The 23,124-nt window shown below is 61.7% G+C and carries 21 protein-coding genes; 13 read left to right on the top strand and 8 right to left on the bottom strand.

Features of this window, described 5'->3' with window-relative positions:
• Positions 1 to 464 precede the first annotated feature (464 nt).
• The 3 genes from WBQ96_RS06225 to WBQ96_RS06215 all read left to right on the top strand — a co-directional run bounded on the left by WBQ96_RS06225 (position 465) and on the right by WBQ96_RS06215 (position 3,341).
• Complete coding sequence (locus WBQ96_RS06225; protein WP_165116248.1) at positions 465 to 914, top strand: RrF2 family transcriptional regulator; 450 nt, start codon at positions 465 to 467, stop codon at positions 912 to 914.
• 36 nt (positions 915 to 950) lie between these two features.
• Positions 951 to 2,312: an FAD/NAD(P)-binding protein gene (locus WBQ96_RS06220; protein WP_336548413.1), complete on the top strand. Its 1,362-nt coding sequence runs from the start codon at positions 951 to 953 to the stop codon at positions 2,310 to 2,312.
• 93 nt (positions 2,313 to 2,405) lie between these two features.
• The gene (locus WBQ96_RS06215) at positions 2,406 to 3,341 is read left to right on the top strand and encodes a DUF5996 family protein (RefSeq protein WP_336548411.1); all 936 of its coding nucleotides are present in this window, start codon (positions 2,406 to 2,408) and stop codon (positions 3,339 to 3,341) included.
• 43 nt (positions 3,342 to 3,384) lie between these two features.
• On the opposite strand, the gene WBQ96_RS06210 is transcribed toward WBQ96_RS06215, so the two are convergent.
• The 8 genes from WBQ96_RS06210 to WBQ96_RS06175 form a co-directional block, all read right to left on the bottom strand.
• The gene (locus WBQ96_RS06210) at positions 3,385 to 4,347 is read right to left on the bottom strand and encodes an LLM class flavin-dependent oxidoreductase (protein WP_336548408.1); all 963 of its coding nucleotides are present in this window, start codon (positions 4,345 to 4,347) and stop codon (positions 3,385 to 3,387) included.
• Positions 4,348 to 4,471: 124 nt separating this feature from the next.
• Positions 4,472 to 4,624, bottom strand: coding sequence for a hypothetical protein (locus WBQ96_RS06205; RefSeq protein WP_336548407.1), 153 nt, complete (start codon positions 4,622 to 4,624; stop codon positions 4,472 to 4,474).
• A 154-nt stretch (positions 4,625 to 4,778) separates the two neighbouring features.
• Positions 4,779 to 5,102 carry a hypothetical protein gene (locus WBQ96_RS06200; RefSeq protein WP_165116258.1) on the bottom strand — a complete coding sequence of 108 codons (324 nt, stop codon included), beginning with the start codon at positions 5,100 to 5,102 and terminating at the stop codon, positions 4,779 to 4,781.
• Between the two features lie 183 nt (positions 5,103 to 5,285).
• On the bottom strand, positions 5,286 to 5,477 hold the full coding sequence (locus WBQ96_RS06195; RefSeq protein WP_165116260.1) for a hypothetical protein: 192 nt from the start codon (positions 5,475 to 5,477) through the stop codon (positions 5,286 to 5,288).
• A gap of 132 nt (positions 5,478 to 5,609) precedes the next feature.
• Complete coding sequence (locus WBQ96_RS06190; RefSeq protein ID WP_336548404.1) at positions 5,610 to 6,287, bottom strand: RES family NAD+ phosphorylase; 678 nt, start codon at positions 6,285 to 6,287, stop codon at positions 5,610 to 5,612.
• Entirely contained in the window at positions 6,284 to 6,811 is a 528-nt protein-coding gene (locus WBQ96_RS06185; protein ID WP_336548401.1) for an antitoxin Xre-like helix-turn-helix domain-containing protein, read from the bottom strand. The genes WBQ96_RS06190 and WBQ96_RS06185 overlap by 4 nt, the downstream gene beginning before the upstream one ends.
• A 622-nt stretch (positions 6,812 to 7,433) precedes the next feature.
• Entirely contained in the window at positions 7,434 to 8,861 is a 1,428-nt protein-coding gene (locus WBQ96_RS06180; protein ID WP_336548400.1) for an aldehyde dehydrogenase family protein, read from the bottom strand.
• A gap of 76 nt (positions 8,862 to 8,937) precedes the next feature.
• Complete coding sequence (locus tag WBQ96_RS06175; protein ID WP_336548398.1) at positions 8,938 to 9,969, bottom strand: histone deacetylase family protein; 1,032 nt, start codon at positions 9,967 to 9,969, stop codon at positions 8,938 to 8,940.
• 168 nt (positions 9,970 to 10,137) lie between these two features.
• Here WBQ96_RS06175 and WBQ96_RS06170 point away from each other — a divergent pair, with 168 nt between their 5' ends.
• From WBQ96_RS06170 to secD, 10 genes are all read left to right on the top strand, one after another.
• A complete protein-coding gene (locus tag WBQ96_RS06170; RefSeq protein ID WP_336548395.1) occupies positions 10,138 to 11,805 on the top strand; it encodes an amidohydrolase in 1,668 nt (555 codons plus the stop codon).
• A 141-nt stretch (positions 11,806 to 11,946) separates the two neighbouring features.
• Positions 11,947 to 13,041: an ABC transporter ATP-binding protein gene (locus tag WBQ96_RS06165; protein WP_165116272.1), complete on the top strand. Its 1,095-nt coding sequence runs from the start codon at positions 11,947 to 11,949 to the stop codon at positions 13,039 to 13,041.
• 3 nt (positions 13,042 to 13,044) lie between these two features.
• A complete protein-coding gene (locus WBQ96_RS06160) occupies positions 13,045 to 13,965 on the top strand; it encodes an ABC transporter permease (RefSeq protein WP_336548393.1) in 921 nt (306 codons plus the stop codon).
• Entirely contained in the window at positions 13,958 to 14,764 is an 807-nt protein-coding gene (locus tag WBQ96_RS06155) for an ABC transporter permease (RefSeq protein ID WP_165116276.1), read from the top strand. Before WBQ96_RS06160 ends, WBQ96_RS06155 begins: the two co-directional genes overlap by 8 nt.
• Before the next feature lie 40 nt (positions 14,765 to 14,804).
• Entirely contained in the window at positions 14,805 to 15,839 is a 1,035-nt protein-coding gene (locus WBQ96_RS06150; protein WP_336548391.1) for an ABC transporter substrate-binding protein, read from the top strand.
• A 134-nt stretch (positions 15,840 to 15,973) separates the two neighbouring features.
• Positions 15,974 to 17,401 carry an amidase gene (locus WBQ96_RS06145; RefSeq protein WP_336548390.1) on the top strand — a complete coding sequence of 476 codons (1,428 nt, stop codon included), beginning with the start codon at positions 15,974 to 15,976 and terminating at the stop codon, positions 17,399 to 17,401.
• A 69-nt stretch (positions 17,402 to 17,470) separates the two neighbouring features.
• A complete protein-coding gene (locus WBQ96_RS06140) occupies positions 17,471 to 18,667 on the top strand; it encodes a serine hydrolase domain-containing protein (RefSeq protein ID WP_336548388.1) in 1,197 nt (398 codons plus the stop codon).
• Between the two features lie 33 nt (positions 18,668 to 18,700).
• Positions 18,701 to 19,888 (top strand): serine hydrolase domain-containing protein, encoded by a 1,188-nt coding sequence (locus WBQ96_RS06135; protein ID WP_336548385.1) that lies wholly within the window; start codon positions 18,701 to 18,703, stop codon positions 19,886 to 19,888.
• 158 nt (positions 19,889 to 20,046) lie between these two features.
• A complete protein-coding gene (locus WBQ96_RS06130; RefSeq protein ID WP_336548383.1) occupies positions 20,047 to 20,460 on the top strand; it encodes a hypothetical protein in 414 nt (137 codons plus the stop codon).
• A 96-nt stretch (positions 20,461 to 20,556) separates the two neighbouring features.
• Positions 20,557 to 23,094 carry a protein translocase subunit SecD gene (gene secD / locus WBQ96_RS06125; RefSeq protein WP_336548381.1) on the top strand — a complete coding sequence of 846 codons (2,538 nt, stop codon included), beginning with the start codon at positions 20,557 to 20,559 and terminating at the stop codon, positions 23,092 to 23,094.
• Positions 23,095 to 23,124: the final 30 nt, after the last annotated feature.

Genomic DNA, 23,124 nt, shown 5'->3' with positions numbered 1-23,124 from the left:
GCATCTTTCGGCGGTTTGCGCGATCAGCGGTCAATATTCCTGACTTGCCTTGGTTCTTGGCAAATTCATGCTGATGATAAGTTTGGAGCGCAATGTCGTTCCAAGCCAAGCAGCTGAATGTCTACTACTCTTGTAGAATTATCTTCGAGGAGTGGCCGCCGTGACGAAACATTTCTCCCTGCATTCGGTCGATTCGGCTTCGCTGGTCGGGATCGAGCTCGCAGCCCGGCAACTTGCCATCCTTTTGGCCGCAATGCGGGCCGGCGGGGCTAAACACGGCGAAAATTGCATCAAATCGGCCACAGCAGCCTGAAAAGTCACCAAAAATCAACGAGTTTGAGCTTGTTTATCATGTCGCTCGATTTTAAGTCTGGGTGGTGCAGCGATGCGGGGGCTATCCGCCATGATTTGCACACAAACGATCGCCACAGGCTTAGGCGAACTTCTGATGAAATGTTGCGGGCATGCTCACTAAAAAAGGCAAATACGGCCTCAAGGCTCTCGTTCATCTTTCAGGCATGCCTGTCGGCCAGCTGGCGTTCGTCAACGACATCGCGGTTGCCAACAACATCCCGAAGAAATTCCTCGACGCCATCCTCGGCGAATTGCGCAATGCCGGCTTCGTCCAGAGCCGCAAGGGCAAGGACGGCGGCTATCGCCTCGCCCGCCCGGCTGCCGAGATCAAGATCGGCCATGTCGTGCGTGTTCTCGACGGCCCGCTGGCCCCGATCCCCTGCGCCAGCCGCACCCAGTATCAGCGCTGCGAAGATTGCGACGAGGCGACATGCCAAGTCCGGCACATGATGCTCGAGGTACGTCAGGCGGTTGCCGACGTGCTGGACAATCGCAGCCTGGCTGCCATGCGCGACGCCGACAACGACGACGTGCTGCAGGACATCAAGTACCACATCTGACATGCCCTGATATTCTGACGGGGCGGAGGCCATCTCATGGCTGAGCGCGCAACCGGCAGGCAATCGATCCTCATAATCGGCGGCGGCGCCAGCGGCGTCGTGCTCGCTGCGCATCTGTTGCGCGACCCCGATGCCGACATCCGCGTCACGCTGATCGAGAAGCGGGAGGCCTTCGGCCAGGGCGTCGCCTATTCCACCAACCTGCCCGACCATGTGCTGAACGTCAGTGCGTTCGGCATGAGCGCCTATGCCGACGATCCCGAGCACTTCTTCCGCTGGCTGGTCGGGCGCGGGCTTGCCGAACCGGACAATCCGCAGATCTACGTGCCGCGCAGCCTCTACGGCGAATATCTTCGCGAGATTCTCGATCGCCTCAACGAGCAGGAAAAAGGCACCGGAAGGCTGCACACGCTGAACGAGGCCTGCCAGTCGGTGACGACGACGCCTTCCGGCGTCGAGGTCAAGCTTGCCAATGGAACAAGCCTTGTCGGCCACATCGCTGTCCTTGCCGTCGGACATGAGGAGCAGGCGCCGCCAGATCATCGCGGCGCCATCCGGCCCGGATCGACCGAAGACACGCCACTGCCCGCCGACGCGTCCGTTCTGGTTCTGGGAACAGGACTCAGCATGATCGATCTCTGGCTGTCGCTGGAAAACCGTGGACACAGCGGCAAGATCGTCGCGCTCTCCCGGCGCGGGCTGCTGCCGGCGATCCACCGGCGCGGCAAACCGATAAGGCTGGACGCCGCAGACGTGCCGCTCGGCACCGACCTCTCCTATTTCATACGCTGGTTTCGACAGCTCGTGCGCGAGACCGAAGACGCCGGCGGCAACTGGCGCGATGTCGTTGACGGCATCAGGCCATTCAACCAGCGCATCTGGCAGAGCTGGCCTTCGGGCGCGAAGCGGCGTTTCATCGAACACACCCGCGCGTGGTGGGATATTCACCGCCACCGCATGCCGCCTGCCCTGCATGAGCGCGTCTCGCGCGCCCTGGCGGCAGGCGATCTGGAATTGCTCGCTGGCAAACTGGAAAGTGTGCACAAGGACGGCGATGGTTTCACCGCCACCATTCGCCCACGCCACAAGCAGGAAGCCGTGACGCTGCACGTAGCGCGGATTTACGATTGCACCGGCATCACCACCGACCTGTCGACGGGATCGAACCCCATCGTGCGCTCCCTGATCGAGCGTGGCCTTGCCCGGCCTGACCCGCTGCGCATCGGCCTCGACGTCACGCCGGGCTGCGCCATCGTCAATGCGGAAGGCGCTGCTTCCACCCGCCTGTTCGCCATCGGCCCGCTGACGCGCGGAACCTTCTTCGAGATCGAGGCGATCCCCGACATACGCACCCAGTGTTCGGCACTGGCCAGACGCCTGACGGAGAAGGTTGCCTGAATTTCCGTACCCTCTCGAACGTGATCGAGCCGGGATGGACACGCCGGAAAATCCCGTCCAGTTTCTGTTTGAAACGGCGGAGGAAACCGGCTCATGCGTGAAGGCTGGCCTGAAATACCCTACCTTCCGTGGCGCGACACATGCTCCGCGCTTCACCTCTACACCCAGATCGTCGGCAAGTACCGGCTCGCCCGGACGCCATGGGTCAACCATTCATGGCACGCCACGCTCTATCCGAACGCTCGCGGCCTCACCACTGGACTGGTGCCTGACCGGTCCGGTGGCATCGAGGTGAGCTTCGATCTCATCGACCACCAGATGGTCGGAGCTTCCACCGACGGGCGCAAGGCGAGTTTCGCGCTCGGACCGATGTCCGTCGCGGCCTTCTACCGGCGGTTCATCGATCTTGTCCGTTCGCTCGGAGGGACACCCCAACTGCACGGCTCGCCCAACGAAATCCCCGACGCCCTACCCTTTACCGAGGACCGGGCGGAGCGTCCTTACGATGCCGAAGCAGTCACCCGCTTCTTCCGGGCCCTGACCTCGGTATCCGGCGTGTTCCAAACTTTTCGCACCGGCTTTCTCGGCAAGGTCAGCCCGGTTCATCTCTTCTGGGGAAGTTTCGATCTCGCCGTGACGCGCTTTTCCGGCAGGCGAGCGCCGCTGCATCCCGGCGGCATACCTTCATTGCCCGACGACGTTACCCGCGAAGCCTACAGCCACGAGGTTTCGTCGGCAGGCTTCTGGCCGGGCGGAGGCGGCGTCGATTTTCCGGCATTCTATTCCTACGCCTATCCGGCACCAGCGGGGTTTGCCAATGCAAAAGTGGTGCCCGAAGCCGCCTATTTCGACAAGACGCTCGGCGAATTCCTGCTGCCTTATGATGCGGTTCGCCAGGCAGCAGATCCCGAGGCCGCTCTTCTGGTTTTCCTGGAAAGCACTTACCGCGCTGCAGCGCAGTCGGCCGGATGGGACGTGGCTACGCTCGAATGTTCAATCGGCCAGCCGCGCAGGCCCAGGCCCGTGTAAGGGCCAGAGCCGGCTCTCAACCTCGCTTAGCTCTCAACCTCGCTTAAGACGCGCGGCTACGGAACGGGAGGTAAATCGCCTCTCCGAATTCCGGCTGAGGCGCTTCGGACTCCTGGCGCGCCACCGAACGCTTGACGATCGCGGCCACGTCCCTGCCGAAGGTCGCAAGGTCGTGCGGTTGGTCGAGGCCGTGCAGGACGAACTCGCGAACGCCGAGATCGCAATAGGAAAGCAGGGCCAGCGCCACCTGCTCCGCGGTTCCGACAAGCCGGATCGCTTCGCCGTCATGGCCGAGCCGGTCGGCCTTGGCCCAGGCTTCGGCCCGCGTGCCGGCGATCACCGGCCGGACGGGCACGGAGAAGCGTATCTTGTCCGTCCGACCATGACAGGCAGCAGCAGCGCGCACCCGCGAAATGATCTGCCGCGCCTCGGCAACAGTGCCGGCGGGCAATTCGAACAAATCCGCATGTTTCGCTGCAATCTTGATCGCCGTGCCGGACAATCCGCCGAGAATGAAGGGAATTTGCGCGCGGCCAAAAGGCTTCGATCCGGCAAAGGCCTGCTTCAGGCTGTAATGCGGGCCTTCGTGGTCGAAAGGCTTGTCGTTTGCCCACAGCCGCTTGAGCAGCACGAGATATTCGTCTGTGCGGGCAAGGCTCGCCTCATGATCGAGCCCGCTATCACCGGCCACGATGCGGATGGACAGCCGCCCGCCGCTCAACTGGTCGAGCGTGGCGAATTGCTGAGCTGCGACCTGCGGCGCCAGAACGCCAGCGCTGTGGGATACGACCACGCCCAGGTTAAAGGTGTTGTGCAGAACGAAAGACGCAAGCTGGCCGTTGTCCGCAAGACCCTGATTGTCTGCGATGAGCAGCCGGTCAAGCCCGGCGCCTTCGACCGCGCGGGCAAGGCGATGCGCCTGGCTCTGGCGGGCGAGCAGATCGGATGAACGGGCAGCTTCAGCCTCGGTCCATCTTTCGATACGGCTGGTGAATTCGACATGCATGGCATTCTCCTCCATCATGTTCCCGGCAGCGCTGTTCAGCGCAAAACCTGATTTTCAGTTTTGTAAGGCTTGTTTTTTAGGTCCGCGCCCCCGCGCGGATTGCCTCTATTTTGTCTCGCTCCCGTCAGGGGATCAGCCCGAGCACGACGGCAACGGTGAAGCCGAATGCGAGCGCAAAGATCAACGTTTCAAGACCGACACGAATGCCGGCCGGGCGGGACGTCACGGAACCGCGAAGCGAAAGCCGCCTGGTTCCAGATTGCTGTATTAAAGACATCACGACCTCCGTAATTACAGATAGTCTATGAGTTTTGTAGACATTGTCGAGTGCGAAATTTACGCCGAAACGAGGAACACGTTTCTATCAAACATTAGTTTCGCGAACGAAATTCTACAAAATCAGGGAAATGCGAAACGGGCGGAATCGCCCGTCAGTTTCTGAGTCTGTCCACGCAGAGGGCCCGGAGCAACAGCGCGGCATGCGCATAGGTGATCTGGTCGCTGGCCAGTTCCTGCGCAGCTTTGGCGCCAACCACGTCACGAACGGCATCGAGCGTGCGGATCGGCAGGATATCGGTGCAGGTCCGCATCCGGCCGAACACGGCACTTATGGCGACATTGTTGCGGTCGAATTCGACAAAGGGTTCGGGTGCATCGAGCGCCCAGTCCTCGTAAGCATCCAGCGCGTCGTGGAAAGCCTGATGAAGAACGAATGGGGCATGGCCTTCATGAAGCGGGGGCAGCAAAGTTGGCATATCTGTTTCCTCACTTTTTCGGTCGTTGCGACAGTCTTCTTCTGAACTCATCCTCTTTGGGGGAACGCGAGTGAACACGGGTTACAGGCGGGCATGAAACCCGCTGAGGGGGTGTTGCGCTGAACCGGCCCTGGCTGGCAAAATGGCTCGGGCCTGGGGCAATCCTAGCACCAGTTTTCGGTTTTACCAAAGCCCGGGATACTGCCAGGCCCAATAAAAACCCTCCTCGCGCTCGGGAAGCCGGTTCTTCTCCGCCTCCTCCTTTGAAACCACTTGGCTTTTCCGTTTTTCCACAGGACGGCATAAAGCATCGGTCCTGCCTGCCCGCAAAAGATCGGCCAAAGCGCGAAACATCACAGTGTCTGTATGTGCCATAAAGGCCTCCTGATATTCATTCAGGAGACAAGCCTCGCTAATTCTACAAATATTGTAGAGTTAAAAAATTTCAAGTTTGGCCGAAATGGCGCAAAAATTCTGCGGTTGGATGAGAGCCCATTCATCCAGCCGCTATTTGCCGGACTTCAGTTTCCTCACGTCGATGGTGCGCCTGTCGGCCCAAACCGTGATCTCGAAATGGTCGGCCTGCACGACGTCTTCGATCTTTGACGGCCTGTAGGCAGCAACGCAGATACCGCCACGCAATCTGACCGAGTCATAGAGAATGCCGTCATTCCTCGATGCCCTTACGCCCTCTCCATAAGGCTGGGATTCGGCATAGCTGTGGGGCGCATAAAGCGCTGGCAACGATGCTTGCAGCCCTCTTATGTCGACATATTCGCCTTCCAGCCGGGCCGTGTAGGCGCGGTATTTCCGCTTCAGTTCCGTTAGTCCCCGCGCGACCGCCTCGCGGCGCAGATGGTGGCCGACCTCAGTGGCGGCTGTGGTCAGGTCGGCCGCCGCATACCATGCGCCCAGCTCAGGCCCGTTGAACCGTGCGCCGGTGGGCGGGACATGCAGGAAAGCGGCCATGACGATGCTGGCGTTCGGCCGGCCATAAACCCACTCGCTTTGCGGCAGGCGATTGATGCGATCGGCCACCAGCCGATCATTCGTCCAGCCGACGAGGTCCATGACCGCCGTCAGGTCGGCCGCTGTCGCGACGGTATCGAACAGGCCGATGGGCGGGAATTGCGACGGGATGAGGCGATGCGCCGGCCGCGGCGCGGGCGAAAGCGTCTCCGTCACCGGAAAACGACATCCGTTTCTTCATAGGGCTGAAAGGCCGCATCGACCGCGTTCGGTTCCATATAGATGCCGCCGCGCGCGCCATCGAGAAAACGGCGAACCGTCAGAAGCGCATCCTGCGAGCCGCTGGTGACCAGCGCCAGCGGCGGCCGCCCATTGAAGATGGTTCCGTCATGCGGTCCGCGCAGCCAGGCCACCCCTTCCCGGTCGCCACCATAGAGAATGCCGAGCGCCTGATGAATGCCGAGCACGGCCGATATGCGCGTCAGCGTATCCACGTCCAGCGTGAACTCCCGGTGTTCGCGGGCAAGCTTCGTCCAGTTCTGATAGGTCGAGCGCGATGGATAGCCAAGGATCAGCCGGCGCTCCTCCTCGTTGAGGCCCCACAGATCGGCGATCGAAACGAAGGTGCGCAAGGCCGGCGCGCTGAGCCGCCGCCTGTTGGCCGGCGCAAAGCGCGCGCTATCGAGCCGCTGCGGCTCCGGTGCGATGGTCTCGGTATGTTTGCGAAGGGCCTGGCTCATGATCACTTCCTTGTCCATGAATGGATATAGTCCATATTTGGACAAAAATCAACAATCTGTTGAATTGCGTCGTCGGATGATAAATTTGGGTCATGACGCATCGCAGCATTGAATGCTGCATTGCACAATTTGCAAGGCAGCCATGCACTATTGAGGGTTGCGAAAAGGAGGAAATAAACCGATTTTATATGAGTGATTTCGGCGGCGCCTACCTCCTCCCAGGCAATGCCGGATACGGTCGACCTTCACCTCCTCCCGATCGTCGACCGAACCATAGAACACCCGCCGAACCTCCTCCCTCGGCGGGTGTTTTCTTTTGTGGATGATCCTCGCAGCAGCCTACGCGGCCTCAGCGACATACTCAGCGCTGACGACTTGCGATAAACGCACCGCCTTCGTCATTCCGGGCGACCGGAGCGAAGCGGAGGAAAGACCCGGAACCCATTGGTCTGAAAAACATAGAGCACGGCCCGGTTCTCACCCTGGCGTGATCGCTTCGCATTGGCGCGGCTCACCACGCTTCCGTCACCGGCCGTGCTGCTCAATAGATTCCGGCTCGCAGTCGCTTCGCTCCCTTGGCCGGGATGACGATGGAAACTCTTCACCGCCGCGCGGATAAACCTCAGCTCCCGTACCCCACGATCCCCTTGGTCTCCAGGAAATCGTGGATGCCCCAGTCGGCATATTCGCGGCCGTTGCCGGACTGCTTGTAGCCGCCGAAGGGCGCGTGCGTGTCCCAGGCGGGATAGTTGAGATAGACCGAGCCGGCGCGCATCTTGCCGGCGACGCGGCGGGCACGTTCGAGATTTTCCGACTGGATATAGGCGGCAAGGCCATAGACCGTGTCGTTGGCGATGCGCACGGCCTCATCCTCGTCCTCATAGGAGATGACGGAGAGAACCGGCCCAAAAATTTCCTCGCGGGCGATCGTCATGTCGGGCGTGACATGGCCGAAGACCGTCGGGCGAATGTAATAACCGCGATTGAGCCCTTCCGGCCGGCCGGGCCCGCCGGTGACCAGCGTGGCACCCTCGGAAATGCCGGTTTCGATCAGCCGCTGGATCTTGTCGTACTGAAGCTGGCTGACGACGGGGCCGAGTTGCGTATCCTCGGAGGTCGGATTGCCGACCCGGTGCGCCTCGGCGGCTTCCTTGGCCACAGCCAGCGCTTCGTCGTGGCGATCGACCGGCACCAGCATGCGCGTCGGCGCATCGCAGGACTGACCGCTATTGCCGAAGCAACCATTGACGCCCTCGCGCACGGCATGGGCGAAATCGGCGTCCGGCAGGATGATGTTGGCGCTCTTGCCGCCAAGTTCCTGCGCCACGCGCTTGACCGTGTCGGCGGCAGCCTTGGCGACGATGATGCCAGCGCGCGTCGAGCCGGTGAAGGAAACCATGTCGACGTCGGGATGCTCGGCCATGACCTGCCCGACATCCGGCCCGGTGCCGTTGACGAGGTTGAACACGCCCTTCGGCACGCCGGCCTCGTCCATGATCTCGGCGAATACGATGCCGCTGATCGGCGCGATCTCGGAAGGCTTCAGCACCACGGTGCAGCCTGCCGCGATTGCCGGCGCGACCTTGCAGACGATCTGGTTGAGCGGCCAGTTCCATGGCGTGATCAGCGCGCAGACACCGATCGGCTCCTTAACCACCATGGTCGAGCCGCGCAGATGGCCGAATTCGTAGTCTTCCAGCGCCTTGATGGTCGATTCCATATGGGCCTGGCCGGCAGCCGCCTGCGCCTCGCGCGCCCAGGTGATCGGCGCACCCATCTCCTGCGAGATTGCCTGCGCCACGTCCTCGTAGCGCCTGTTATAGACTTCGAGAATTTTGTTCAGCAGCGCCAGGCGCTCTTTCTGCGTCGTTTGCGAAAAGCGGACGAAGGCCGCCCGCGCGGCAGCGACCGCCTTGTCGACATCAGCCTTGGAGCCGAGAGAGATCGCCGTATAGGCCTCTTCGGTCGAGGGGTCGATCACGTCCAGCGTAGCCGGGACCACCGGCGAAACCCATTTGCCGTCGATGTAGAAATTCAGGTGATTGCTCATGCTCTCTGCTCCGAACTTGGAAATGGGGTTTCGCGAAATGACGAGAGGCGGACAACCGCCTGCCTCTCAGAGAATGTCAGGCATTGTCGAAGCCGGTTAACACGCCAACGGCATTGATGCCGATTTCCTCGACAGCATAGCCGCCTTCCATGACGAACAGCGTCGGCAGGCCGAGCCTGGCGATGCGCTCGCCCATCTTCGGATAATCCGAACTCTTCAGCTTGAACTGGCTGATCGGGTCCTTCTCGAACGTGTCGACACCGAGCGAGACGACGACGACATCCGGCGCGTAGGCCGCGACCTTGGCGCAGGCGTCATCAAGTGCTGCGCTCCATTTGTCCCATGCCGTACCGGGAGCCATTGGATAATTGTGGTTGAAGCCCTCGCCCTTGCCCGCGCCGCGCTCGTCGGCATGGCCGAGGAAGAACGGATACTCGGTCATCGGGTCGCCATGCAGATTGATCATCAGCACGTCGTCGCGCTCGTAGAAGATTTCCTGCGTACCGTTGCCGTGATGATAGTCGACATCGAGGATGGCGACGCGCGCCGCACCCTGGTCGCGATACCACTGGGCAACGACGGCGGCGTTGTTGATGAAGCAATAGCCGCCCATGAAGGCCGCACCGGCATGGTGACCCGGCGGCCGGCAGAGCGCGAAGGCAGCACGTTCACCGGCCTTGACCAGTTCGGCCGCGGTCAGGCCGACTTCGTAGGAAGACTTGATCGCATCCCATGTACCTTTGACGAAGGTCGCGCCGGCGTCGAAGGAATAGTAGCCGAGCAGTGCGTCGATCCGCTTCGGCGGAACGTCGCCGCGCAGGCCGCGCGTCGGCCAGGTGAAGGCCATGGCAGAACCGGGAAAGCCGGCCTTCTGCCATTCCGGCCAAACCGTCGGCAGGAAATCGATGTAGTCGCTGGAATGAACGCGCTTGGCCGCGTCCAGCGAATGTTCCTTCGGCGCAAGGATGGGCCCGAGCTTCTCGGATTCGACCCGCGCCTTGATGAATTCGGCCCGCGAAGGCTTTTCGAAACCCGGCACGATCTGGCCCGAGACAAGTTCCATCTGGCCGCCATGACCGGCGTGGAGAGGAGAAAAAATCGTCTTCATTTTGTCTTTCTGTTCACCCCTGTTGGTATCGTCATTTCTTGACCGACTGCTTTGTGACAGAGAGTTTTGATGCCGCCAAGGGGCAATCGCGAATTGTAGTGAGCCAGCACCGAGACGGCTTGCCAGATGCCAATACTCTGCTAGCCTGAGCAAAAATGGGTGAACAGAATGCCGCAAAAGGCCGATCTTATCGTTGTGAATGCAAGTATTCTCACGATGGATCCAGATACCCCTCGCGCCGAAGCGATTGCCATCGAGGGCGGCGAAATCATTGCGATCGCAGATCGCGATACGATTCTGCAACTGAAAGGCCCGGACACCCGTATAATCGACGCGCAGGGCAATTCTGTACTGCCCGGCTTCGTCGAAGCGCACATGCATCTGTTCGCCGGTGCTGCCGAACTCGATCACCTTCAGCTGATGGGCGTCCACGGGTTTGATGCGCTTTCGCAGGCGGTGCGGTCTTATGCCGCAGCGCGGCCCAACCAGACCATCCTGCAGGCCCAGGGAGCGGACTACACCATTCTCTCAGCCGCCGAACGGGTCACCCGCCACCATCTCGATCGCATCCTGCCCGACCGGCCCTTCGTCATGGCCGCACCGGACCATCATACGATGTGGGCCAACACCAAGGCGCTTGAGATGGCCGGCCTGCTGCACGGCAAAAAGCTCGGGCCGGGCAACGAGATCGTCATGGGCGAAGACGGGCTTGCCGAAGGCGAATTGCGCGAGGGCGAGGCTTTCGGCCCGTTGCTTGCGCTTGCAGGAGAGGGTCGCGTGCGGCTTGGCCTCGCGACCGGCGGCGAGCCGGACCCGAAGCCGACGGCCGCCGAACAGGCTTCCGACCGCGCGATCATGAAGAGCGGCCTCGAATGGTGCGCCAGGCACGGCATCACCTCGATCCAGAACATGGACGGCAATCTGCACCAGCTCGAACTCCTTTCGGAGATCGAAGCCGAGGGCGGCCTGCTCTGCCGCGTGCAGATACCGTTCCACTACAAGAACTTCATGACCGTCGATGCGCTCGAAAAAGCCTCGCTGATGGCCGAGCGCTACAAGTCCGAATGGATTTCGTCGGGCATGGTCAAGGTGTTCATGGACGGCGTCCTGGATAGCTGGACCGCCGTCATGGTCGAGCCTTATGCCGACCGCACGGACTGGGTGGGCGAGCCGCTGTTTACGCAGGAGCAGTTCAACGCGGTTGCCACCGAGGCCGACCGGCGCGGCCTGCAGATCGCCGTACATGCGATCGGCGACGGCGCGGTGCGCTCCGTGCTGGACGGTTATGAGACGGCGCAAAAGGCCAACGGCAAGCGCGACAGCCGCCACCGCATCGAGCATATCGAGGTGACCACGGAGGCAGACATTCCACGTTTCGCCGATCTCGGCGTGCTGGCGTCCATGCAGCCTCCCCACCCACCCGGTGCGATGGGCCTGCCGCTGGAGCCGACCGTCTCGCGTATCGGCAAGGAACGCTGGCCGCTCTCCTACGCATGGCGGACACTGAAGAACGCCGGCGCGCGCGTCGTCTTTGCGTCCGACTGGCCGGTATCGCCGATTGATCCGATAGCGGGCATTCAAGCGGCTGTCGTGCGCAAACCTTGGGCAGACGGAGATCCGGACCAGAGCTTCAGCCTGCATGAGGCTATCGCCGGCTATACGGTCGAAGGCGCCTATGCGGAATTCATGGAGAACCGCAAGGGCACGCTGAAACCCGGCTATGTAGCCGATCTGGTGATCCTCTCGGGCGATCTAGAAGCTGTCGACCCGCATAATCTCCATACCATCCGCCCGGTGACTACGATCTGCGGCGGCAAGGTCACGTATCAGGCGTAAGCCTGGCACGGCGATTGCTAGACTGAATGCGATAATTGAACCGTGATTCAATTCCGGGTTGCCAATGTCCCGGCCGTGTGATCACAATAAATTGGGGACGTACTCCGCCGACAAGAGCGGGGCCAACAGTGAGGCGTAATCGTGCCGGACAAACCGGATAGGAATGCGATTGAAGTTATTGGGGTCAGTAAAATTTTCGGAACGGGTGAGGCGCGGGTAGCCGCGCTGGACAACGTTTCGGTACCGATCCGCGAAAATGAGTTTTTCACCCTCCTCGGCCCATCCGGATGCGGCAAGACCACGCTGCTCCGGCTGATTGCCGGTTTCGATTTCCCGACCGACGGGCAAATCCTGCTTTATGGCAACGACATCGCGCCGCTGCCGCCCTTCAAGCGACCGGTCAACACCGTCTTCCAGAACTACGCCCTGTTTCCACATATGACGGTCGCCGAGAATATCGGCTTCGGTCTCCAGATGCTGGGCAAGCCGAAAGCCGAGATCGAGGCCCGCGTCAGCCAGATGCTCAAGCTGGTCAAGATGGAGGCACTGGCCAAGCGCCGCACCAGCCAGATTTCCGGCGGCCAGCAGCAACGCGTTGCCCTCGCCCGCGCCCTTGCTCCACAGCCCAAGGTGCTCCTGCTCGACGAACCGCTTTCGGCGCTGGACTACAAGCTGCGCAAGGAAATGCAGATCGAGCTTAAGCGCCTTCAGAACGAAACCGGCATTACCTTCATCTTCGTCACGCACGACCAGGAAGAAGCGCTGACCATGTCCGACCGCATCGCCGTGATGTCGGCGGGCAAGATCCTGCAGGTCGGCACGCCCTGGGACATCTACGACAAACCGGCGGAGCGTTTCGTCGCCGACTTCATCGGCGAGACCAATTTCCTTACCGCGAAGATCGACAACGTCGCCAACGGCAAGGCAAAGGCCACTCTGAAATCGGGCAAGACGATCCCCGCGACTGTCGCCGAAGGCTTTACGCCCAAGGGAGAAGCCACGATCGTCGTGCGGCCCGAGCATGCCAAGGCGGTCAAAGGCCCGGGCGAGCTTTCGGGAACGGTGGAAAACATCGTCTATTTCGGCACCGACACGCATATCCTTGTCCGGCTTGACGATGGCGACCTCTTTACCGTGCGCCAGCAGAACAGCCGCAGCGCATCCTGCGGCTTCGAAGAAGGTGAGCGCATCGGCGTGTCGATCTCGGATGACGCGGCCCAGGTTTTGAAAGATTAAACCATGGCAACCGCACAAGAGACTGCCGAAAAGGCTGAAAGCGACGACATCCGCACGCGCTGGCTGTTGTCTGCGCCTGCGTTGCTGATCATCTTCTTTGCCGCGATCGGGCCGCTGTTCATCGTGCTCGTCTATTCCTTTCTCGCGCCGGGCAATTACGGCGACGTGAAATGGCAATTTTCGACCGATGCCTGGATGAACGTGCTGTTCGAGCGCGACATCTTCGATGACACGCTTTCATTCGCTAAGGCGAACCTGTCGATCTTCACACGATCGATATCGCTGTCGCTGCTGACGACGATATTGACCCTGATCTTCGGCTTTCCGACCGCCTATTTCATCGCCACCCGCCCCGAGGGACGACGCGAGATCTGGCTGTTCCTGATCACCATCCCGTTCTGGACGAACCTCCTGATCCGTACCTTCGCGATGATGGAAGTGCTGCGCAACGAGGGCCTGATCAACTCGCTGCTGCGGTTCCTCGGCCTCACCACCGCACCGATCCAGTTCATGTACACCGACTTCGCGGTGCTGGTCGGCATGACCTATGTCTACCTGCCGCTGATGGTGCTTCCGCTCTATGCCAGCATGGAAAAGATCGACTTCCGGCTCGTCGAGGCCGGCTACGATCTCTATGCGAGCCGCATGCAGGTGCTGCGCCGCATCATCGTGCCGCTGGTCAAGCCGGGCATCATCGCTGGCTCGATCCTCGTCTTCATCCCCTCGCTCGGCGCCTATGTCACGCCGCGCGTCATGGGCGGCGGCACCAATCTGATGATCGGCAACCTCATCGAGCTTCAGTTCGGCCAGGGCCGCAACTGGCCGCTGGGCGCCTCGCTGTCCATCACCCTGATGGCGATCGTCATGATCACGCTGATGTTCTATGTCCGCAACGCCAGCAAGACGGGGGCCGGACATGGCTAAGCGAGCAACGTTCGATATCCGCCAGCAGACCGGCTTCACCACTGTAGCGATGATCTGCTTCTTCCTGCTTTATCTGCCGATCGTCACGCTGGTGGCCTACGCCTTCAACGACAATGACTCGGTCGCCATCTGGAAAGGGTTTTCGCTGCGCTGGTTCTACTCGGCGTGGAACAACACCCAGGTCATCGACGCCTCGATCCGCTCGTTCCAGATCGCCATCGCGGCTGCCCTGATCGCGACCGTCGCAGCCACCATGGCGGCACTCGCCACGACCAGAACCAAGCCCTACAAGGGCCTGACCTTCAAATATGCCTTCATCAACCAGCCGCTGATGGTGCCGGAAATCGTCACCGCCGTGGCCTTGCTGGTGTTCTTCTCGCGCATCAAGATCTGGACCGGCTATTCCGGCCTCGGCTACCTGATCGCAGCACACACCGCCTTCTGCATTCCCTTCGCCTACCTGCCGATCCGCGCCCGCCTGGAGAACATGGACCTGTCGCTGGAAACGGCTGCAGCCGATCTCTACGCCACGGGATGGAAAACCTTCCGCTATGTGACGTTGCCGCTGCTGTGGCCGGGCATCCTCGCCGGGCTGATGCTGGCCTTCGTCGTGTCGCTCGACGACGTGGTGATCACCGAATTCGTCAAGTCAGGCGGACAGGACACGCTGCCGACCTACATGCTCGGCCAGCTCCGGCGCATCGTGACGCCGGAAATCAATGCGATCTCGACAGTCTTCCTGCTGCTGTCGGTAGCTATCGTCACAATCTTCTTCATCATCAGCAGGAAGCGGACCTGAAGCCGCAAAACGGCCGGTCCCAACAATGGGAGTAAGACGCATGAACTGGAAACTGACTGCGACGGCCGTGGGGCTGTCGTTGCTGGCCTCGGCGGGCATGGCGCGCGCCGAAGGCGAGCTCAACATCTACAATTGGGGCAACTACACCAGCCCCGAGCTGATCAAGAAGTTCGAAGAGCAATTCAAGGTCAAGGTTACCGTCACCGACTATGATTCCAACGACACCGCGCTGGCCAAGATCCGCCAGGGCGGCCATGGCTTCGACATCGTCGTGCCTTCAGCTTCGGTGATGAATGTCTGGATCGACGAAGGACTGTTGCTGGAAAGCCGCCCTGACCAGATGGAGAACTTCAAGAACATGGACCCGAAATGGGTCGACGTGCCGTTCGATCCGGGCCGTCATTACTCGGTGCCGTGGCAGTGGGGCACGACCGGCGTGACGGTCAACACCTCGGTCTATTCGGGTGACCCGAACACGTCGGCGATCTTCATGGACCCGCCGGCCGAACTCGTCGGCAAGGTCAATGTCGTGCCCGAGATGAGCGACGTGATGGCGCTCGCCATCCATTATGTCGGCGGCAAGCAGTGCACCGGCGACAAGGAAGTGCTGAAGAAGGTGCGCGACACGCTGGTCGCGGCCAAGCCGAAATGGCTGTCGATGGACTACGGCAACGTCGATCGCTACGGCAAGGGCGATATTTCGGCCGGCGTCAACTGGAACGGTGCTTCCTTCCGCGCGCGCCTGCAGAACGACAAGATCGTCTACGGCTATCCGAAGGAAGGCTACCCGATCTGGATGGACAACGTCGCCATTCTCAAGGACGCCAAGAACACCGAAAATGCCAAGCTGTTCGTGAACTTCATCATGGCCCCCGAGAATGCGGCCATGATCTCGGCCTTCGCCCGCTATGCCAACGGCATCAAGGGTTCCGAAGCTTTCATGCCGGAAGACATGAAGACCGCGCCCGAGGTGAACATCCCGGCCGAATTCGCCGAGAAGGGCGAGTTCAATATCGCCTGCCCGCCGGACGTGCAGACGATGTACACCAAGATCTGGACCGATCTTCTGAAGTAGGTGCGATCAAGGCCCTGGCGGCAAGCCGCCGGGGCCTGTTTTAAAACCAAGCCAAGAGATTTTTCGATACCAGCCCGCGTCCGGACATCGTCCGGCGAGCAATGGGGCATGGACACGAAGGAGGTGTGTCTATCATGAGCGATCTCGACCTTTGCTACATGCCGGCAAGCGAAGCCCTGAAGCGCTTCAAGGCCAAGAAGCTTTCGCCCGTCGAACTGATGGAAGCGGTGATCAAGCGCGCCGAGGCGACCAAGGACAAGGTCAACGCCTTCACCAACACGCATTTCGACGAGGCGATGGATCTGGCCAAAAAGGCAGAAGCCAAGTACGCCAAGGGCAAGAAGACCGGGGCGCTCGAAGGCCTCCCCATCGGCATCAAGGACGAGAGCTACATCAAGGGCAAGCCGACCACCGGCGGTTCGCTGATCATGAAGGATTTCGTCGCCGACTCCTCCTCGACCATGAACGAGCGCGTCATAAAGGCCGGCGGCATCGTCCATGCGCGCACGGCAACGCCCGAATTCTCCTGCGCGGCCTACACGTGGTCGCGGCTGTGGGGCGTCACGCGCAATCCATGGAACACCAAATTCACGCCGGGCGGCTCGTCGGGCGGCGCCGGCGCTTCGCTCGCCTCGGGCACGTCGTCCATCGCCACCGGCTCCGACATCGGCGGCTCGATCCGCATCCCGGCCTCGACCTGCGGCGTCGTCGGCTACAAGCCGCCTTATGGCCGCAACCCGGACGATCCACCCTTCAACCTCGATTTCTACTGCCACACCGGCCCGCTGGCGCGCACGGTGGAAGACGCGATCCTGCTCCAGAACGTCATGACCGGCCCGAGCCCGCTCGATATCGCCTCGCTGCGCCCCAAACTGACGCTGCCGACCAAGTTCAAACCGATCAAGGGCTGGAAGATCGCCTATTCGATGAATCTCGGCGGCTTTGAGGTCGATCCGGAGGTGGTGAAGAATACCAAAAAGGCGCTCGACGTGTTCCGCTCGCTCGGCGCAGAGGTCGAGGAAGTCGATCTAGGCTGGGGGCCGGAGGTGCTGGAAGCCGGGATGGCCTATCTGAACCATCTGTTCGGCGCGTTCCTGTCGAAGCTCCTGCCCGAGCATGCCGACGAGATGACCACCTATGCCCGCAAATTTGCCGAGGACGGCGCGGGTTCCAAGGCGACCGATTTCGTCAACAGCCTCGAAGTGGCCGGCCGCATGTATATGACGCTCGGGCCGCTGCTCGAAAAATACAATGTGCTGATCTGCCCGACCACGGCGCTGCCCTCGGTTCCGGCCGACCACGATCAGTCGAAGGACGAGGTCAGGATCAACGGCAAACTGGTCAATCCCTCGCTCGGCTGGGTGATGACCACGCCGTTCAACACGATGAGCCGCTGCCCGGTTCTGTCCTTGCCGTCGGGCCATGCCAAGAACGGCGTGCCGACCGGCATCCAGATCGTCGGCCGCACCTATTGCGACGAGGACGTGTTCCGCGCCGGCATGGCCTATGAAAAAGCGGTCGGTGGCTGGTACGGCGAAAAGGCCAAACGGCCGAAGCTGTAACCATCGGAACACCCAAGCTGGAAAGGCCCCGCAGGAATGCTGCGGGGTTGCATTTCCGTGGAGCAGGCAATGACTTCCTATCGCAACAGCGACCCCGCCCCTGCCATCATGCAGGGTTCGCCGCCGCAGATGGTGCCGCCAAGGCTCGACTGGGACCGCCCGCCATGGAACCGCTGGGCGTTCCAGCACATCCGCGAGATCCTGCCGACGGTCGAAGTCTGGCGCGGCGATGGGCCGGTGCGCGAGCTTGCGCGCAATGAGGTCGAGCTTGACGATGTGCCGACAGTGGACAGCACAGGTGCGCCAACCACCCTCGCCGGCCATCTCGACGAGACATACACGGACGGGTTTCTGGTGCTCAAGGGCGGCGCGATCGCCTATGAGCGTTATTTCAACGGCATGACGCCCCGCACCCTGCATCTGTCGCAATCCATGGCGAAGTCGGTCACGGCTAGCGTATTCGGCATTCTCGTCGGACGCGGTTTGATCGACCCCTCGGCACCAGTTACCCGCTATCTGCCGGAACTCGAAAACACCGGCTGGCGCGGCGCGGCGCTGCAGCATGTTCTCGATATGACGACCGGTGTTCGCTACAGCGAGGAATACACCGACCGCTACTCCGAGATGGGCCAGACGGACGTTGCGGCAGGCTGGAAGCCGATTCCACCCGGCAGCGATCCTGCATTCAAATGGCCGACGCATATCTGGGAGCAGATTCTCGGGCTCAAGGAGACCGAGCGTCCGCACGGCGAAAAGTTCGTCTACCGCTCGATCGAGACCGACGTGCTTGCCTTCACCATGGAGCGGGTTACCGGCAAACGCCTGGCACAACTGGTGTCGGAAGAGCTGTGGCAGAAGATCGGCGCGGAAGAGAGCGCCTGTTTCACCGTCGACCGCGCCGGCTACGCGCTGGCGGATGGCGGCTTCAACGCGACGCTGAGGGACTTTGGCCGCTTCGGCCAGGCCATCCTCGAAAACGGCGGCGGCATCGTTCCACCCGCCTGGATCGAGGCGACACGAACCGCCATCCACGGCCCCGCATTCAACGAAAGCCTTCCCAACGGCTCCTACAAGAACCAGTTCTGGCTCGAGGATGCCAAGTCGTGCACGCTGATGTGCCGGGGTGTCTTCGGGCAGCTCATCTACATCAACTGGGATTACGACATGGTCGTCGTCAAGCTGTCGACCTACCCGGATTTCGGCAACATCGCCTATTCGGTCGCGACGCTGAAGGCCATCCACGCCATCGCCGCCGCACTCGCCTGAGGCAAGACAAAAGAACATTCCTGAAGGACCATCATGACCACCCCGACAGCATTCGAAAACAAATACGGCTTTCGCCGCCCCGATGTGACGCTGGAGAACTGGCGCACCGAGCCCTACAATCGCTGGTCGTTCCAGAATGCCGGCGAACTGGTGCCGAGCGCCGAGATCGAAGTCGCGGAAGCCGGCCCGGAAGCGCCCATCGGCGACCTCGAGGATTTGCTGGCCAAGAAAGTTACTCTCGAAGGCGAGACGGAAACCATCGCCGCATTCCTCAAGCGCTCGCATACCGACGCTTTGCTGGTCATGAAGGGCGGCAAATTCGTCGGCGAATACAATGCCCGGCATATGAAGCCGGCGGGCCGCCACATCATCTTCTCGATCAGCAAGTCGCTGACCGCCATCATCGCCGGCGTGGCTCAAGCCGACGGACTGCTCGATCCTTCGGCCCCGGTCACGACCTACGTTCCCGAAGCCAGGGGCTCGGCTTTCGGCGACGCGACGGTCCAGCATGTTCTCGACATGACGGTGGCGCTCGATTTCGAGGAACTCTACCTCGATCCCGAAAGCGCCTTCGCCCGCTATCGCCGCGCCATGCTGTGGAATCCCGCACGGCCGGGCGCTCAGGAGACGCTGCCGGCCTTCCTGCTCAGCCTCCCCAAACTCGCCGGCAAGGAGCATGGCGAAGTCTTCCGCTACCGCTCGCCCTGCTCCGATTTCCTCGGCATCATCGTCGAGCGCGCTTCGGGCCGGCGCTATACCGACCTGATGAGTGACCGTCTGTGGGCACCCTTGGGCGCAAAGCTCAGCGGGCAGATCACGGTCGACGCCGAAGGCACGGCCCGAGCGGCAGGCGGCGTCTCCGTCTCGGCGCGCGACCTTGCCCGAGTCGGCGAAATGATGCGCTGCGGCGGCTCATTCGAAGGCCGGCGCATCCTGCCGCAAAGCTGGGTCGAGGACACGACGACCGGCGGCGACCGCGAAGCCTGGCGCAAGGGCGATTTCGCGTTCCTGCTTCCCAATGGCTGCTACCGCAACAAATGGTACCAGACCGGCTACGACAACGGTGCCTTCTGCGGCATCGGCATTCATGGACAGTGGCTCTATGTCGACCCGGCGACCGAAACCGTTGTGGTCAAGATGTCGTCGCAGCCATTCCCGGTCGATGACGCGCTGGACAAGCAGGCGCTGGCCTTGTTCCAGGCGGTCTCAGTCATGCTTTGAGACGGCTCATTCACCGGCCTTCAAGGAAATTCAGCCGGAACGCGTTATCTGTGCGGTTAAAACGGGCGGGGTTGGTAGTTTTGCCGCAATGGTGTAGGAGCAGGCGCCGTCGGATGATACAATTTGCCGGCGCAGACACCGAAGAATGACGTTGCACGATGACCTCTAGCAAGCCCGGCAGATCGCCAAGGCGCGGATTTTCCTCCGCCGCCTTGCTGTGGCTTGTCGTAGCGCTCGCTGCAGCACACGGTTTTCTCGGCGCAAATTCGCCGGTGCGCGCGGCGCGGCTGCTTGCCGACGGCATGGCTGCATCAGGCCAGGGTGCCGGCACCCCGAGCGGTGACCGGTCCGGCGCAGCCAACCCGCAGCGCCTGGTCGCCATTGCCGACTGGCGCGGCCTTGCGCTGAAATCCTTCCTCGCCGGCAGCGACACCGGCCCGGCCATATTGCCTGCCATGCAATGGCAGGTCACCGCCAGCCTGCATACTGGCCTCCTGGATCGCATCCCGGAGAGTTTTCGCGGGACTGCCACGACAGTCCTTCGCGCACGAGCGCCACCGCTGGCCGCGTAAGGCAGACGCCTTCCGCTCCGAAACGAATTTCCGAACGCGATCGCGTTTTGCCCGGTCAATTCAAAGCCGGCATTGCGCGCAGACAGGACCAGAACAATGAGAACATCAAAATGGGTGATAGGGGCCTATACCTTTATCGTCCTCATCGGCGTCATCGCCGCCCTTCCGAACATGTTTACGCCGGCACAGCTCGCCAAGCTGCCGAACTGGCTGCCCAAGCAGCAGATCACCCTCGGCCTTGATCTTCAGGGCGGCTCCCACCTCGTTCTCGAAGTGGACGCCAATGCCCTGAAGACCGACCGTCTACGCTCCCTGCTTGACGATGCGCGCGGTGCGTTGCGTAACGAGCGCATCGCCACGCAGTCGGCCCGCGTTGCCGGCGATGCAGTTGTTCTCACCATCACAGACGACACGCAGCGTGCCAAGGCGCTGGAGGTCCTGCAGAAGCTTGCGGTGCCCGTCAGCGCGACCGGTTTCGGCGGCGGCACTGCCGACATCGATGTAGCTTCGGCGCAGAACCAGATCACGATGAAGCTGACCGAGGCCGGTCTGCGCGATCGCCTCGATGCTGCCCTCCAGCAGAGCCTGGAAATCGTGCGCCAGCGCGTCGACCAGGTCGGCGTTGCCGAGCCTACCATCCAGCGCGTCGGCTCCGACCGCATGCTCGTGCAGCTTCCGGGCCTTCAGGACCCGACACGCCTGCGCGAACTGCTGGGCAGCACGGCCAAGATGGAATTCCACATGGTCGCCAACAATGTCGAGCAGGGCCAACCCCTGCCTCCCGGCGTGACCATGCTGCCGGACGCCAAGACCAGCCAGCAATATCCGATCGAAGATCGCGTCGCCCTCAGCGGCGAGCGCCTGACGGATGCCCGCGCCGGCTTCGACCAGCGCACGCAGGAGCCGATCGTCTCCTTCCGCTTCGACAGCGTCGGCGCGCGCCAGTTCGCCGAAATAACCACCGCCAACGTCAACCGCCCCTTCGCCATCGTGCTCGACGGCAAGGTGCTCAGCGCACCGGTCATCCGTGAGCCGATCACCGGCGGTTCGGGCCAGATCAGCGGCAGCTTCACCGTGGAGGACACGACCGTGCTCTCCGCCCTGCTGCGCGCCGGTGCCCTGCCCGCACCGCTCACCGTCATCGAGGAACGCACCGTCGGTCCCGATCTCGGCGGCGACATCATCCGCATGGGCGTCTACACCGGCATCGCCGGCTTCCTGCTGGTCGTGATCTTCATCGTCGCGCTCTACGGGGCGTGGGGCATGATCGCCAATTTCGCCCTGCTCCTGCACCTCGTACTGACCATCGGTGCCCTCGCCATGATCGGCGCGACGCTGACCTTGCCCGGCATCGCCGGCATCATCCTCGGCATCGGCTTCGGCGTGGATGCCAACATTCTCATCAACGAGCGAATAAGGGAAGAAACCAAGAAAGGCATGAGCGCCTTCGCGGCTCTCGACCACGGCTTCAAGCGGGCCTACTCGACCATCGTCGACGCCAACGTCACGTCGCTGATCGCCACCAGCCTGCTGTTCATGTTCGGCTCGGGCCCGGTGCGTGGCTTTGCCATCACCATGATGCTCGGCACCTGTATCTCGATGTTCACCGCCGTGGCCATCGTGCGCGTCATCATGGCGTCAGTGGTACGCCGCCGCAAAATGAAGACGATCACCATCGAGCCGCTTATCCGCTTCTTCCCGGACAAGACCTCGATCAACTTCATGAACGCCCGCTATTTCGGCATCCTGGTTTCGGTGCTGCTGTCGCTGGCTTCCATCGGACTGTTCTTCAAGCCGGGCCTGAACTACGGCATCGACTTCAAGGGCGGCATCCAGGTCGAGATCACGACGTCCCAGCCGGCCGATCTCGCCCAGCTCAGAAGCACGCTCAGCGACCTCAACCTCGGCGAAATTGCACTCCAGAACATCGGCGGCGAGAACAACGTCCTGATCCGCGTCCAGCGGCAGGAGGGTGGCGAGACGGCCCAGACGGCCGCTGTCAACGAGGTCAAGGCCGCGGTGCAGAAGCTCGATCCGAGCGTGAAGTTCGAACGTACGGAAGTCGTCGGACCCAAGGTCAGCGGCGAGCTGGCGCGCTCCGGCGTGCTCGCAGTGGTTCTGGCCGCGATCGCCATGCTCGCCTATATCTGGTGGCGGTTCGAATGGAACTTCGCCATCGGCGCGATTGCGACACTTATCCTCGACACGACCAAGACCATCGGCTTCTTCGCTCTGCTGGGACTGGATTTCAACCTGACGGCCATCGCCGCGCTCCTGACGATCATCGGCTATTCGGTGAACGACAAGGTCGTGGTCTATGACCGGATGCGCGAAAATCTGCGCCTCTACAAGAAGATGCCGCTGCGCGAAATCATCGACATGAGCATCAACCAGGTGTTCGCGCGCTGTATCTACACCTCGGTCGCGATCCTGCTCTCGATGCTGCCAATGGCGATCTGGGGCGGCAGTGCGGTCGAGAACTTCGCCATTCCGATGGTGTTCGGTGTTATCGTCGCGACGACCTCATCGATCTTCATCGCCGCACCGATCCTGCTGTTCCTCGGCGACTGGTGGAAGCGGACGCATCCGGATCGCGAGCTTACAGCGTCGAAGGCGGTTGCCGCCAAGGGCTGAAAAACTCCCTGACGACAAGATTGAACGGCG

The organism is Mesorhizobium sp. CCNWLY176, assembly GCF_037153935.1.
Taxonomy (GTDB): domain Bacteria; phylum Pseudomonadota; class Alphaproteobacteria; order Rhizobiales; family Rhizobiaceae; genus Mesorhizobium_M; species Mesorhizobium_M zhangyense.
This window is presented reverse-complemented; position numbering and strand designations above follow the sequence as displayed.